We start from the raw sequence: 14,588 nt of genomic DNA on the forward strand, positions 1-14,588 counted from the left end.
TTTCTCCCTTCATTATCTGATTAATTTAATTGGCTGCAACTTCCTCATCCAGAGTGCAGACTTTTAATGCTTCATCTACCATTTCATGTTTATGTTTACGCTTATAATTATTAAAGAAGATTCCTCTTTTCCGGATTGGATCACCCGTATAATATCTTTCATATTGGAGAAGCCTTTGGCCAAATGCCTCACCACACAAATCCCATGCAAGCTTAAAAATACTCACTCTTTCTAATGAAGAAACGCCTGCTCTACCGACATAATAATTTTCAATATCTTCTCTTATGGCGCTCACAAAGTCTGCTTCAGTCGGAGACATGAGCAGGCCGCCCGCACCAACAATCTGCATTACTTCAATTGCTCTCGGATACATTTTAGGCAATAGTCCTCTTATCGTTTCCAGAGGAACATAATCGGGCATAGCCTCCCCATTTTCTGTAATGGAGTAGTTATATTCTGCAACATCAAGCAAAGCTCTAATGGATTCAACCGATTGGATAAGCTCAGCCAAATCATTTTGAACATTTAAATAGCCATCAACACCTATTGCATCTGCTAACTTCATGGCTACCTCTGTCGCAAATTGCAATTTCACAAGGCCTCTTACACCTGTTTGATGAGCTGGCTGCTGTCCTGCACCTGTCAGAGGGTACAATTTGTTTGCGGCTTCAATATTGTTATATAAAAACACCCGGTCCCAAGGGACGACTACGTCATCAAAAACAAGAAGTGCATCCATCTCTTCAAACCGGGAAGCAAGCGGATGATCAAATACAGAACGCGTTCCATCTTGCATTGCTTCGCGGCAAATGATGCGAAGACCTGGAGTATCAAGTGGCAGAGCAAAAGCTAATGCATATTTTTCGTCTCCTGGGCTAAAACCAGGGAAAGAGTAAATGATGACTTCTTCTGTAATCGGGGCAAGTGTCGCAAGCATTTTAGCTCCTCTTACCACTAAGCCTTCTTTAGTTTCCTTAACAGCTCCCAGGTGGGTATATGTGTCTCGCTGTTCATGAGATGTTTTACTTCGATCATTTTGAGGATTGATAATTGCATGGGTCAAAAACAAATCATTGTCACGAACGTATCTATAATAATTCCGAACATTCTCAGCCCAGGATTTATCAAACTTCTCAAAAAACCAGTCATTATGGTAAAACGATGTTAAGACAACATTTAAAAAATCTGGAGTTCTGCCCATTAATCCGAAGGTAGCTTTGGCAAAAGCTTCAAAAATAGCTCTCCTTTTCTTTAAATCTTCTAAGCTTTTCGGAACCATAAAAGCATTATTTACTCTCTCACCGGTTTCTTCACAAATATGGGTAATCTTATCCCTATACTCGGGTTCATGCTGCATGTCATATAATTTGGCAATTTCAAGGATTGGCTGTCTAAAAACAGGCTCCGCAAACACATCTTCTACTTTTTTTCCACCCATCCAAACCTCAGGTTTACGCTTTTTTATTGCTTCGATATATTGAGCACCAGTTCTGATTCCCATATCTTACCTCCAACTTTTTGTTATTTTCAGTTTGAATTGTAATATTAATTTTTTTTAGCAACTGTAGTCTATTTAACATAAATTTAATTTAAATTTTCTAAAAAATTTAAATAATCAAATATCCTATAGTTTTTTTCTACAATTTCTCCTATGATAATAGTAATTTCATAGAGAAGATTTTCTCTAAGAATTATTACGACACATTTTCATAAGGAGGCAATAACTTGGTTACTGTCTATGAACATGTTTTTCAATGGGAAAATTACTTAAAGCTTGGTAAAAGGATGTTTATCCGAAGGAAAGAACATATTTATACGCAGGGCACAAATGGAGATGGTTTTTACTTTCTTCATAAAGGTCTTGTCAAAATTGTTACTATAACAGCCACTAAAAAAGAGAGAGTATTAAATATCGTTATTCCGAATCAGCTATTAGGAGTTCAATCATTGGACCAAAAAAAACATTTTACAACGGCAGTGGCAGTAAAGGATTCAGTTGTCTACCATTTTCCATCTGAGGAATTTAGAGAATTTATGTTGCAGGACCCTGAGTTAAACCAGCTTTTTTCAAAAAGTGTGATTCACAAAATGAAGATTCTTTTGGATCGGATTAATATGAATGCGCTTACATCCGAACAAAGGCTAGCACTTCTTCTTCAGAATGTTTGTGATGAATTCAAAAATTATGAAATTCCCCTTTCTCAGCAGGATCTGTCAAGTTGCACCGGCTTAACTAGAATAACAGTGTATAAGGTTTTAAAAGATTGGAAAATGAATGAGGTTATTGACTCAGATAATAAAATTTACTACATAAAAAAACCAGATTTCCTAAGAAATCTAGTCAAGGAGACATTTTAATAATTATTTAGCATAGACTTTAATTTATTCATATCCTTAATAAGGATTTTTCTGTTTATCAATGTTATGTAATTTGCTTTTTTCCATTTTTGGATCACTTTAGAAACAGTAATCCTTGATACCCCAATATATTTGGAAAATGCAGTCTGGTTCATGGATACCTTCCCATTTTCTTCGGCCAACTTGATAAGATAGTAGGCCATTTGATGTTCAACAGGACTATCCATTAAGGAAATAATATCTGCTAGAGTCCTAAACTTATAAATAAGAGAATCGGTATAAATTTCAGCCGCACTTGAATAATCTTTACAAACAGCAGCGTATGCATCGTCAGAGAAGAAATAAATTTCGGAGGGAAGTACTGTTGTTGCACTGGTAAGATATTGTTCGCCTTGAATTCCATGTTCACCGAATAGCATGCCTGAGGGTACCATATTGATAATACGCTCATCTCCATTATCAGAAAGGAGGGTAATCTTAATTTCACCTTTACGTAAATAATAAAATCCTTTACCTTTTTCACCCTGACGATAAATCACCTTATTTTTTTCTGCGTCAAATAATTGACCATAATGCAAATAGGGCTCCCACTTATTGCGAAGCTTCTCCACGTGCTCACCTTCTTTATGATTTTTCGATAACTCAATTAATCAGGTGTCCTGTGTTTTTGCTGCTATTCTATTAATCTAAATATAACATTTGTCATTATTTCAAAACAGTGGTACAAGAATAAAATAAAAACCTCTTTTAAAAAAAGAGGTTCAGACTGTCGACAAACTCAATGAAAATTGAGCTTGTCTGCAGTCTTTCTTACGATTAGTCAAGCACCTTTAAACCGTTAATTTATTTTCTGTATAAATGAATCCCCTTCAACGTTGTGTTTGAAGAGGGGCCAGATTTATAGGTATACCTAATAGGCCTAGTGATTTCGCGTTTTTTAACTAGACCTGCCTTTGTGGTATTATGTACTAAACTATGATTGGGTGGCTAACCGGAAGTCATAGTTCATATTGTGTGTAATAAGGTGGAAGATAATCTTCAAAAGCTTATTCACACAGGCAATGGATGCAACCTTATGGCACTTGTTATAGGGTTGCGTTTTTAATTTATCGTAATAATCAACAATATGGTTTTGACTGAAACGGCGTAGTTTAATCATGTTCTGGATAATGATAAAAAGGAGCTTACGTAAATGCTTATTGCCACGTTTATTAATCTTGTCCTTGTAAAAGGTTTTACCTGATTGGTAACGGCGAATATCAATACCAGCGTATGCGTTTAGCTGCTTATTGTTTTCAAAACGTCTAATATCCCCTATTTCTGCCATTAGACGTACTGCGGTGTTTGAGCCAATCCCCGGGAAACTGAGGAGAATATGGTATTCAGCCCGGCTTTCTGCTAGTTGCGCCATGTCCTCGATACACCTTTCTTTCATGGATAGGAGTTCCTGGTAACGCCTAGCGTAAGATATCAGCTGGCTACACAGGACATCGGTTGACGAAACGGCAGGAAATGATAAATGCGCTGCTTCAAGCAATTGAGTAGCTTTTTTTTCAGCCCTTGCGGTAGAAATATTCTTATCAGTGTTTGTCCGGATTTTGTTCTTTATAACCGTTTTTGAATGTTGGAGCACCAAGTCTGGATGTGGGTACAATTGAACAATATTGAGGAATAGCTCTGATTTGGTTGTAAAGATTTTTTCCAGTTCCGGAAAGGTTAGCTGAATAACTTTATGCATGCGGTTGCGTGTTACGGATAACTCGTCATCAAGTTCACTGTAAAATCGGGATAGCGACTTCAATTGGAGAAAAAGATCTTCTGTGCCATTTCGATTAGTCCTTTGCGTTGAAAAGTGGGTAAGGGCAAGTTGGTGGGCATCACTCTTATCCGTTTTGTGGATCCTCAAGGAGTCGCACTGGAGCTTAGCTTCCAGGGGATTCAAGGAACAATAGGAAAAACCATTTACATTCATAAACCGCTCCAATTGCCTGGAATAGACCCCAGTTGATTCAAATACAATATGTGGCTGTTCACCATAACCTTCTGTTAATCTGTCGATCCTCTTCTTTAAGTTTTCAAATTCAGGCCGTGAATGCTTGATTTCTCCTTCATAAATACACTTTTTTAGTGTGTTGTAAATTACCATGTAGCTTTTGCCCATACTTACATCAAATGCGATGACATGTTTCACGTTATTTCCCCCAAAAAAGTTTTGAAGTTCCCTCACTTACTCTTATCGACTCCCATTTCTTATACACGATCTCAAGGATCCAACATACTTAAACCTGATTCGAATAAGGTAAGTGAAGAAGGTCAGTTTTTTGTACGGATTCTAAGATCCTAAGACTGCAACGACCTATTCTTCACTTCTACTATATAAAAAAATAGTAGTGCCAACCAATGCCTTGGTCAGCACTACTAATCTTAGTATGTTTTTTGTTTTAAAATAGAAGTAATACGATACTTGAGGTGATTAAGATGCTTTCTAAACATAATCCAATTCAACGGGATCAAATCGAAATGATTGCATTAGATGAACTTGTCCCAGCGGACCATTTGGTTCGCAAAATTGAAGCGGCGATTGATTTTTCCTTTGTCTATGATTTGGTGAAAGATATGTATTCAGAAGTAGGACGCCCAAGTATTGACCCTGTTATCTTAATCAAACTCACATTCATTCAATATACCTTCGGTATTCGCTCCATGCGTCAAACAATTGAGGAATTGAAAACAAATATGGCCTATCGGTGGTTTTTAGGATACGGCTTCCACGATAAAGTTCCTCACTTCTCAACTTTCGGAAAAAACTATGAGCGCCGATTTAAAAATACCGATCTCTTTGAACAGATATTCTATCGAATTTTAAAAGCTGCAGCTGAAAAGAATTTAATAAGTGCAGAACATGTTTTTGTAGATTCTACTCATGTAAAAGCGAGTGCGAATAAACGGAAATTTGAAAAGAAAGTTGTTCGAAAAGAAACCCGTGCCTATCAACAACGCCTTCAAGAAGAAATTAATCGAGATCGTGAAGATCATGGAAAAAAGCCTTTTCCGCCAGATAAGTTTGATAAGGAAGAATTCAAAGAAACTAAGGAAAGTACAACTGACCCAGAGAGTGGATACTATGTAAAAGATGAGCGTACAAAACAGTTCGCCTATTCTTTTCACGCTGCCGCAGATCGCAACGGCTTTGTACTAGGCACAACTGTAACCCCTGGTAACACGCATGATAGTCATATTTTAGAGCCATTGGTAGAACAAGTCATTGAGAAAGTTAGTAAACCAGAAGCTGTTGCGGCCGACGCAGCCTATAAAACACCTGCTATCACGAGCTACTTATTGAAAAACGACATCACACCTGCTTTACCTTACACACGACCTCGCACAAAAGAGGGTTTCTTCAGAAAACATGAGTATGTTTATGATGAGCATTTTGACTGTTACATTTGCCCAGCTGGTGAGATATTAAAGTATAAAACGACTACAAAGGAAGGTTATCGTCAATATAAATCAGATCCGCGAATTTGTGCTGGATGCCCGTTCTTGTCTCAATGCACACAGAGTCAAGCGCACCAAAAGCTCATTCAACGTCATGTGTGGGAGGAACATTTGGAAGAGGCAGACCACCTTCGCCACCATCAAAACGTCAAAAAAATCTATGAGAAGCGAAAAGAAACAATTGAACGTGTTTTCGCAGATGCAAAAGAAAAGCATGGCATGCGTTGGACAACTTTAAGGGGACTTAAAAAATTGTCAATGCAGGCGATGCTTACTTTCGCTGCCATGAATTTAAAGAAAATGGCCAACTGGACTTGGCAAGGCCCAGTAATAGCCTAGAAGATGACCTCGGAGAGGTTTACAGTCATGAAAAAATGCTTTCAAGTCCAATAAAAAAGTAAAAAGGGTCCGGAATAAGGCTATTCCGAACCCCTTTTGTCTACAAACTGAACCTCTTTTAAAAAAAGAGGTTTAGGCATCAGCAAAACTAAATATCCTGAATTTGAATCGGTATATCTATATTATTGCTTGCAGTTAAACTTTCTATATTCTTTGTCACCTTAGTAGTGTAAGTAAAATCACCATAACAATATGGGTACCGGAAATTATTCTTGTCGCCTCCGCAGTCATACACTTCCGGATTCTTTTCAGCCTGTTTAAGGGAAAATTCCTTTGCGATTTCTTCACTGTGCTTTCCGCCCTGTTTAGCAACAAAGTCAATATAACCTATTCCCATATTGTAAGCTTGGATAACAGCAGGAAAGTCTACATTTTTTTGATTTCCATAATTTAATGCTTTCTGAAAATGTTTAACACCCTGCTTAATACTCTGTTCCGGGTCCTGAATGGAATTAGGCAGGAGTCCTGCAGACTCGGATGCCTGCATCGGGTCCCCGCCCTTCCCTTTGCTCTCCTGCTGCATGATCGCTGCCAGGACAAGTGTGTATTCTTCGAGATTGACTTCTTTCAATTCCTTTTCAAGTAAAGGTGTATAATTCTGGACGTCTCTGGATATAGTATTCGGCAGTAAAGAAACTGCAGTTTCTTTAATATTTAGCTGTTTGAATTGGTCAAATAAAACGAATATCAAAACCATAAAAAATAACAGTAAGGCAATATTTGAATTTCGTTTTGTTCGCTTTTTGCTTTTTTTGCGTTTCATTGCTGCTCTCCCGGTTTCTCTATTATAATTTCAGATTTTTATTATAGCAGAAAATACTGATATTTTAATAGGATTTGCTCCTTTAGAGAAGCTGGAAGAACTTTATTGGCATCTCTATTATTGCTTGCTTTCCACTATAATTTCAGCCTCTTCCTCCAGCGGCTTTATGACTGCTGCCATATCCTGATCCCAGAGTCCATTCTCTCCTGCTGTTTGAAATGCTTTTTCAGCCATCTGCCCTGTATACTGACTAAGACCCGCTTCCTGCATCAGCTGATTGGCGAGCCGGACATCCTTGTGGACATATTTCACTGCCCCACCTGGTGTGAAAAGACGTCCGAATACGTATTGTTCCATATGCCTGCGAAGAATTCTGCTGTCGCCATAGCTTGCCTTTAGTACTTTCAAGAGCTGTTCGGACTCCAGTCCGAAAGCAGCTCCGGTGACCATTGCCTCTGATGCAGCAAGGGAGTGAACTGCAACGAGATACTGATTTATCAGCTTAGCAATGCTGCCTGACCCTGAAGGTCCCAGAAATTCAATGGTATCACCGAGCACATCGAGTACCTGCTTTACTTTTTGAAAGGCCGTTTTCTCACCGCCAGCCATAATCGTTAAAGTCCCGCTTTCAGCTCCTTCGGGACCGCCGCTGACAGGACAATCAAGATAGCTGATTCCCCTACCATCCGCCATTTCAAAAATAGTATTACTAGTGTTGGCTCCTACTGAAGTAAAGTCAATGCAAATCGTAGCTGGTCTCGCATTCTCTATAATACCTTCATTGCCCAGATATACGTTCATAACATCCTGAGGCATTGAAAGACATGTACAGACAATATCACATTGACTGGAAAGTTCACTGATTGTTTCCGCATATATCCCACCGTTTTCTATAAGCGGCAGTACTTTATTAAATGTCCGGTTATGTACTGCCAATTGATAGCCATGGCCTAATAGCCGACTGGCCATTCTGGAGCCCATTACGCCTGTTCCTATAAACCCAATCTTCATGAAGCCACCTCCTTCAGCCAAGCAAAGCTTTCAGCGCTCCCGCATTGCGGAAAATACTCCAGCCCAACTCTGCCTTTATAATTTTTCTGCAAATATTGGAAGATCTCATTATAGTTCATTTCTCCCGTCCCCGGCTCATGTCTGCCTGGGCAATCCGCAAATTGCACATGAGAAATAAGTTCAGCATATTCTTGGAAAAAGGAAAGAGATTGGCCATGTATTCTTTCAATATGGTAAAAATCAAATTGCAGCTTAACATTCGGTAATCCGACTTGATGAATAATGTCTGCGGCCTTCTGAATATCACTTAAGAAATAGTCAGGCATGTCTGATGGATTGATAGGCTCTATTAATAAGGTAATCCCATGCTTAGACATTGCAGTACCCGCGTAAAGGAGGTTTTCGATAAATACTTCCAGACTATTATCTGGGCTGTTTCCCGCCATACAATGTATCTTTTTGACTCCTAGGCTATTTGCATAAACGATCCCCAACTCAACTGATTTTCTAAACTCTTCTATTCTATAAGGGTCAGCTGCCAGACCACGATCCCCTTTCTCCCATTGACCTGGGGGAAGATTAATTAAGTCCATCAATAACTGATTTTGATTAAGCTCTTTTTTTATTTCTTCTATTGTATATGTATAGGGAAACTGACACTCCACATAAACAAAACCGGCATCATTGGCTTTTTTGAAACGCTCTAAAAAAGGAAACTCTGTAAAAACGGTTGAAAGATTAATAGAAAATTTATTCATGGCTGCCTCCTGTAATTATTGCTGTCAATCCAATGGTCTTTCTGTATGGATTAGCTTTTAAATTAGCTGATCGATCTCTCGACTTAGCCCCTAAATGGGAAGGTCTGTTTCTGAAACAGCGGTTTAATACCATAATCTGCGCTTAAGTTTTCTTCCTGCATAAAATCCTCCCAATAATTCTTTTGTCCATTAATTCGTTATAAGTAAATAGAATCCTTTTTCTAAAAAGAAAAAACTGCTCAATTCCTGAGCAGCCCAATTTTCTTATTATGATTCACCCTTATAAATAAAATAATCAAAATCCGCAAACTGATTTTGACCGGACGTGTCCTGACATTGCATGCCGACGAATGCACCTGTAAAAAAACCTCCGCCCTTTATATAATCATCCGATAATTTATAGGATTGAAAAGTACTTGCAAGTTCATGCCAGTTCTCACCATCAAATGAATAAGAAAATGTATATTCATGGATACGGACATTCACACGGAGGTAAACATATTTAACTTCTGCCGGGATTTCAATCTCTTTCCCTTTTAAGGGCTGGGAGAAAATAAAATTATCACAAGAAACCAATTCAAGGATTCGGCCTTTCTCTTCATTCCAGCTGACCTGGCAGGACGTCCAGTTTTTAGTATTATAATAATTGACAAGACCCGCAGATTGCTGGAAGGTTTCGGGCTGGAATGCCATTTTTGTTTCTGCTGTGAACGTAAAGTGCTGCCATCTTCTTGCAATGAAAGCCTGTGTAAATTTGGATGTTAAGCTTTCCTTCCCATATAAGCGGAGATGGCCCGGGTTATCCGTTAATGAAACTATGAGTTCCCCAAGCGGTATTCTTAAATTCTGGAAATTCAGGTTTAAGGTCTTACTATCAAAATCATCTTTCTCCTGCCAATCTCTTTCCCACTTTACTTCCTTAATATTTGGCCCTTCAACTTCAAGTGAAGGCTCATTCCCTCCAACCACATATGGCCAGTCATTCTTCCATTCAAGCCTTTGGATGGCTGTCTCCCTTCCTAGCGGACAGTATCCGCGCGGGTCCAGCAAGGGATGTCCTTCTCTTGGCAAAGGGCGTCCTGTAAGGTGGACAAGAAACCATTCACCTGTATGAGTTTTTACCATTGAGGCGTGTCCGGCCTTTTGGAGTGGATTTCTCGGTGCTCCGAAAGACGAAATGACCGGGTTTTCAGGGTGCACTTCATAAGGCCCCCTAATATTCCTTGATCTCGCAATGGTAGCCTGATGGTCATATTTAGTTCCGCCTTCAGCAGTCAGCAAAAAGTAATAGCCATTGACTTTATACAAATGGGGGGCTTCTGTCAATTTGATTTCTGTCCCCTTAAAGATAATCTCAGGTTTCCCTATCAGCTTTTGCCTTTCCGCGTCATATTCCTGCAAAACGATTCCGTAAAAATTGTGATGGCCAGCGCGGTGGTCCCACACCATATTGACCAGATATTTTTTTCCATCCTCATCATGGAACATTGAGGGGTCAAATCCTGAGCTGTTTAGATACACAGGATCAGACCATTCCCCTTCAACGGCTTCACATACTGAAAGATAATTATGGCAATCCTTCCACTGACCATCCACGACTTTTACATCCGTGTAAATTAGCCAGAACTGGCCATCATGATAGGATAAAGCAGGTGCCCAAACTCCCCCTGAATCCGGATTTCCTGTCATATTCAGCTGGCTTAAACGGTTTAGCGGCCTTGCAGCAAGACGCCAATTCTTCAGATCCTTAGAATGATAGATTCCAACACCGGGAAACCACTCAAAAGTGGAAACAGCAATATAATAATCTTCTCCCACCCGGCAAATACTCGGATCAGGATTAAATCCTGTTAAAATTGGATTGCGAATGAGTGCCATAAAACCACACCTTTCTTTTTAGTTGTCACTTTTATGGGCATCTTAAGCCCGAATGTCAGAGATTGGTTCAGGATTCCGGTGAATATACCTCTCTTCGATTTTTCTAAAATTGTACATTCCGCCATACATCAATATCCATGAAATAGATACTGCGCTAAAGAATGGAATAAACGCAGGACTGTACAGCAGTACAAAGATAATCGATCCAGCGGAGACCGTTAAAATTAAGGTAATATGCAGGTGCAGGATTCCAAGTAAACATGAATTTTTAATATATTCGGTTACTCTCAAATCGTAATGTACATATACCGGAAAAATATGCATTAGAGTACAGAAATAAAGAACAGATATAATCAGCAGCGGTACGAAAAATACCATCTGCATGCTCCCATCTAAGCCATTTACAAAATGCCAGTCCAAGAGAATGATTCCCGCCCATATGATCAGGTTGAAACCAAGCAGATTGGATTTAATGAATTCTTTTTTATAGATTGATATGAAAGTATTCCATACTGTGACTTCTGCCTGTTTCATCTGCCACTTGCGGACAATGGTGAAGAGCGAAACAGTTGCGGGCATGAAGCCAAAAACGGCTAATCCAGCCACGGTAAATAAAAGCCAGAGCAAGTTAACATAAGCAAGCTTCATAATCCATTCACAAATTGAAAATAGCTTACTCAGCGTTATTTGCACGAAATTCACCTCCTCATTGCCGCATTAGTCCTTAGCCTTTAACCGAGCCAGATGCTATCCCCTCTACGATACGATTGCTTAATATGAGAAAGGCAATTAATATTGGCAGGATGCTGATGACCAGTGTTGCACCGATTGCTCCCCAATCCGTAGTATACTGGCCAATGAAATTCTGGATTCCAACCGTGAGTGTCTTAAAGTTATCCGAACTGATAAATGTATTCACAAATACAAATTCATTCCAGTTGTAAATCATATTAATAATCGCAGCCGTCGCCATAACCGGCATTGTCATTGGCAGTGTTATTTTAAAGAAAATATGATGAATGGATGCACCATCCATGACCGCAGCTTCTTCAACCTCCCTTGGCAGTGCTTCATAGAAACCGAGCAGAATCATAATGGTAATCGGAAGGTTAAAGGCAGTATAAGTTAATATGATGGATAGCGGATTATCAATCAAATTTATCTTTGTAAAGGTACTGAATAAAGGGATCAGTGTGGAATGAACTGGTATCATTAATCCGACCATGAACAGTCCAAGAACAAGCCTGCTTCCTCTCCATTGCATTCTTGTAATAGCAAAGGTAACCATGCTGGCTAAGATGACAGTCAGCAAAACTGCTGCAATGGTGTATGTTACACTGTTGATAAAATATAAACTGATGTTGCCTTCAGTCCAAACCTTTGCGTAATTTTCCCATTTAGGACTTTGAGGTAAAGAAAAGGGCGACGTATTGAAAACTTCCTGATTGTTTTTCAGCGAAAAAAGAAAGAGCCAAATAATCGGGAAAATTTGAAATACCGCGACAATAATGAGTAATATATACATTGTGATGTAAGCTGCACGGTTAAGAATAGACTTTGAGACAGGCTTTTGGTTCGGTAATACTCTTATGCCTGGTGTGCCATCAGCTTTAACTGTTTCCATCATTTTTCCCCCTTCCATTAGTAGATATCTTTATTGGCAGCTGTCAGTCTGCGGATTATATAGGTGACAGCAAGACATATCACCAGCAGGAAAAACCCGATGGCACTAGCGTAACCAAAGTCAAACCCCTTAAATGCTTTTTGGTACATATAAGATGCCATTACTTCACTTGCTCCATTTGGTCCCCCGCCAGTCATGACGTAAATCAGGTCAAAATATTTCAAAGATCCTACAACTGCAAGAACAATGGTTACTTTGATGACATTCATAATTAAAGGTATTTTGATCTTAAGTGCAACCTGCCAGGAAGATGCTCCATCAATTCTCGCCGCTTCTACAATGGACTCCGGAATATTCTTTAATGCAGCATAATAGATAAGAATATAAAAACCAGCGTACTGCCAGATTATCGGAATAATAATGGCATAGAGTGCAAGATTCGCATCCGCTAGCCATGCTGGAGGATCTTCAATACCTATAGCCATTAAAACGGTATTCAGCATGCCGTTTGATGGATGGTAAATCTTCATCCATAGCTGTGCAATGGCAACAGACGCCAGCAGCATTGGGATTAGATAAATTTTTCTCAATAAATCCGCTCCTCTGATTTTCCCTGCAAGTATAATGGATATGAATAAGTAACCAATTAAACTCATTGCCGAAAATAGGGCCAGCAAAAAGGAGTGCAGTGCACTTTTCCAAAAAAGCGGGTCTTTCATCAATACTGTGTAATTCTTTAAACCAATGAAACTCATTTCACCGATGCCATTCCATTTCATCAAACCGTAGTATCCAGTTTGCAGAATGGGGACATAGATCAATGTGAGAATCAGGAAAAGGGCAGGTGCGATATACAATGCTATTATTTTTTTATTGGAAAGCACGTTATTCATTATGCTTCAGCTCCTTCCTGTTAGAATGAGAAAGGATATACCATAAAAGCTGATATATCCTCTCATGAATCTTTAATTCCCTTCTTCAGCCTTAAGAGCCTCTTCATGCTGTTTGGCATAATCAGCCGGTTTTACCTCATTGCCGAACAAGGATTGGATAAGGTTTAAATGGGTTTCTGCAACTGCCGCACTCATTTGGACATCAGCAAATAAAGTTAGGCTGCTGGCTTTATTCAACTCGTTTAAGACATCGATATACAGATCGGGAAGATCCACTTTTCCTGTATCAACCTTCGTGGCAGGGATGACACCTGCTTTTTCTACAGATTGCTCTCCCCACTTTTCAACAAAGAACTTAACAAATTCTTTTGATTCATCTTTAACATTTGAATTCTCTGAAACGAACAAGCCTACTCCGGGTCCGCCCACCCAGCTGTCGATATTTCCTTTGCCGCCTTCAACGGTCGGGAATTTAAAGAATCCAACATTATCCCTGAATTCCTGAGGGATTTCTTCATTTGTTGTGAAATTAGGGAGCTCCCAGGTTCCCATCAGGTACATTGCCGCATTGCCATTCAGGAACTCCGCCTTGCCTTCGTCATTTGAAAGTCCATTATAGCCCTTATTAAACGCATTCGTTTTAACAAGGTTTTGAACTTCTTCAGCAGCCGATATTAGTGCAGGGTCTTCAAACGAACCGGAACGGTCAATGGCTTTATTAAGAACTTCAGCCCCGCCAATACGGTCTGCCAGGTACATATACCACAAAGATCCGGTCCAGCGGTCTTTGTTTCCCAGGGCAATCGGTGCCACCCCATTGACTGCCAGTGTCTTGACAGCATTTTCAAACTCGCTGTATGTTTGGGGTGCATCAAGATTATATTTCTCAAAGATTTCTTTATTGTAGTAAATGGGTGCAATGTTCAGCTCAAGAGGCAAACCATATGTTTTTCCATCGAGAGCGTAGGCTTCTGTTGTCCCGCTGACAAAAGAATCCTTCAAGCCATCATTTAATACATCATCCAGCTCTGCAAACAGGTTACCTTTAACAAATGGAGTCATGTATCCAGCTGCCCATGTAAAACCTACATCAGGCAATTCATTAGAAGATGAAAGTACCTTTATTTTATTTTTGTACTGTTCATTCTCAAGAACTTCAACTTCAATCTTCACACCCTCATGTTCAGCTTCATACTGTTCAATAATTTCTGTAACTATCTGATTTTGCTGTTTGGAGCTTCCTGCCGGCCATAAGTGCATGAACTTAATGGTTTTTTTGGAACCATTTTCACCAGTGGCCGTATCAGTGCTTCCGCTGCACGCCGTCAGTGCTGCCGCCGCAAGCAGCACTAAAATAAGTAATAATGAATGCGCTTTCTTCAACATTTCTCAACCTCCTATTGCTT

The 14,588-nt window shown here is 39.5% G+C and carries 13 protein-coding genes; 2 read left to right on the forward strand and 11 right to left on the reverse strand.

The genetic code is table 11. The annotated features are described in order from the left end of the window. Window positions 1–25: 25 nt before the first annotated feature. Entirely contained in the window at window positions 26–1,501 is a 1,476-nt protein-coding gene (locus NSQ49_RS02355; RefSeq protein ID WP_251283725.1) for a 4-hydroxyphenylacetate 3-hydroxylase family protein, read from the reverse strand. A 224-nt stretch (window positions 1,502–1,725) separates the two neighbouring features. Here NSQ49_RS02355 and NSQ49_RS02360 point away from each other — a divergent pair, with 224 nt between their 5' ends. Further along, window positions 1,726–2,358 carry a Crp/Fnr family transcriptional regulator gene (locus tag NSQ49_RS02360; RefSeq protein WP_251283724.1) on the forward strand — a complete coding sequence of 211 codons (633 nt, stop codon included), beginning with the start codon at window positions 1,726–1,728 and terminating at the stop codon, window positions 2,356–2,358. Here the strand turns inward: NSQ49_RS02360 and NSQ49_RS02365 are convergent. After that, window positions 2,355–2,969 (reverse strand): Crp/Fnr family transcriptional regulator, encoded by a 615-nt coding sequence (locus NSQ49_RS02365; RefSeq protein WP_251283723.1) that lies wholly within the window; start codon window positions 2,967–2,969, stop codon window positions 2,355–2,357. The genes NSQ49_RS02360 and NSQ49_RS02365 overlap by 4 nt on opposite strands. 362 nt (window positions 2,970–3,331) lie before the next feature. Beyond that, window positions 3,332–4,549: an IS110 family transposase gene (locus NSQ49_RS02370; protein WP_159871966.1), complete on the reverse strand. Its 1,218-nt coding sequence runs from the start codon at window positions 4,547–4,549 to the stop codon at window positions 3,332–3,334. A 287-nt stretch (window positions 4,550–4,836) separates the two neighbouring features. Between NSQ49_RS02370 and NSQ49_RS02375 the strand changes: the two genes are divergently transcribed. Further along, a complete protein-coding gene (locus tag NSQ49_RS02375) occupies window positions 4,837–6,195 on the forward strand; it encodes an IS1182 family transposase (protein ID WP_159871981.1) in 1,359 nt (452 codons plus the stop codon). Window positions 6,196–6,343: 148 nt separating this feature from the next. Here NSQ49_RS02375 and NSQ49_RS02380 read toward each other — a convergent pair whose 3' ends face one another. The 8 genes from NSQ49_RS02380 to NSQ49_RS02415 all read right to left on the reverse strand — a co-directional run bounded on the left by NSQ49_RS02380 (window position 6,344) and on the right by NSQ49_RS02415 (window position 14,568). Then, window positions 6,344–7,018 (reverse strand): lysozyme family protein, encoded by a 675-nt coding sequence (locus NSQ49_RS02380; RefSeq protein WP_251282910.1) that lies wholly within the window; start codon window positions 7,016–7,018, stop codon window positions 6,344–6,346. A 117-nt stretch (window positions 7,019–7,135) separates the two neighbouring features. After that, window positions 7,136–8,029, reverse strand: coding sequence for an NAD(P)-dependent oxidoreductase (locus NSQ49_RS02385; RefSeq protein ID WP_251282909.1), 894 nt, complete (start codon window positions 8,027–8,029; stop codon window positions 7,136–7,138). Beyond that, window positions 8,026–8,787: a hydroxypyruvate isomerase family protein gene (locus NSQ49_RS02390; protein ID WP_251282908.1), complete on the reverse strand. Its 762-nt coding sequence runs from the start codon at window positions 8,785–8,787 to the stop codon at window positions 8,026–8,028. The genes NSQ49_RS02385 and NSQ49_RS02390 overlap by 4 nt, the downstream gene beginning before the upstream one ends. 267 nt (window positions 8,788–9,054) lie before the next feature. Then, window positions 9,055–10,665, reverse strand: a complete 1,611-nt coding sequence (locus NSQ49_RS02395; protein WP_251282907.1) for a glycoside hydrolase family 43 protein — start codon at window positions 10,663–10,665, stop codon at window positions 9,055–9,057. A 42-nt stretch (window positions 10,666–10,707) separates the two neighbouring features. After that, on the reverse strand, window positions 10,708–11,358 hold the full coding sequence (locus NSQ49_RS02400; RefSeq protein ID WP_251282906.1) for a YesL family protein: 651 nt from the start codon (window positions 11,356–11,358) through the stop codon (window positions 10,708–10,710). 31 nt (window positions 11,359–11,389) lie between these two features. Next, window positions 11,390–12,289, reverse strand: a complete 900-nt coding sequence (locus NSQ49_RS02405) for a carbohydrate ABC transporter permease (protein ID WP_159869263.1) — start codon at window positions 12,287–12,289, stop codon at window positions 11,390–11,392. A 17-nt stretch (window positions 12,290–12,306) separates the two neighbouring features. Continuing rightward, window positions 12,307–13,182: a carbohydrate ABC transporter permease gene (locus NSQ49_RS02410; RefSeq protein WP_251282905.1), complete on the reverse strand. Its 876-nt coding sequence runs from the start codon at window positions 13,180–13,182 to the stop codon at window positions 12,307–12,309. 72 nt (window positions 13,183–13,254) lie between these two features. After that, window positions 13,255–14,568 (reverse strand): extracellular solute-binding protein, encoded by a 1,314-nt coding sequence (locus tag NSQ49_RS02415; protein ID WP_251282904.1) that lies wholly within the window; start codon window positions 14,566–14,568, stop codon window positions 13,255–13,257. Window positions 14,569–14,588 lie beyond the last annotated feature (20 nt).

This window comes from Cytobacillus sp. FSL R5-0377, assembly GCF_038004385.1.
Taxonomy (GTDB): Bacteria; Bacillota; Bacilli; order Bacillales; family Cytobacillaceae; genus Cytobacillus.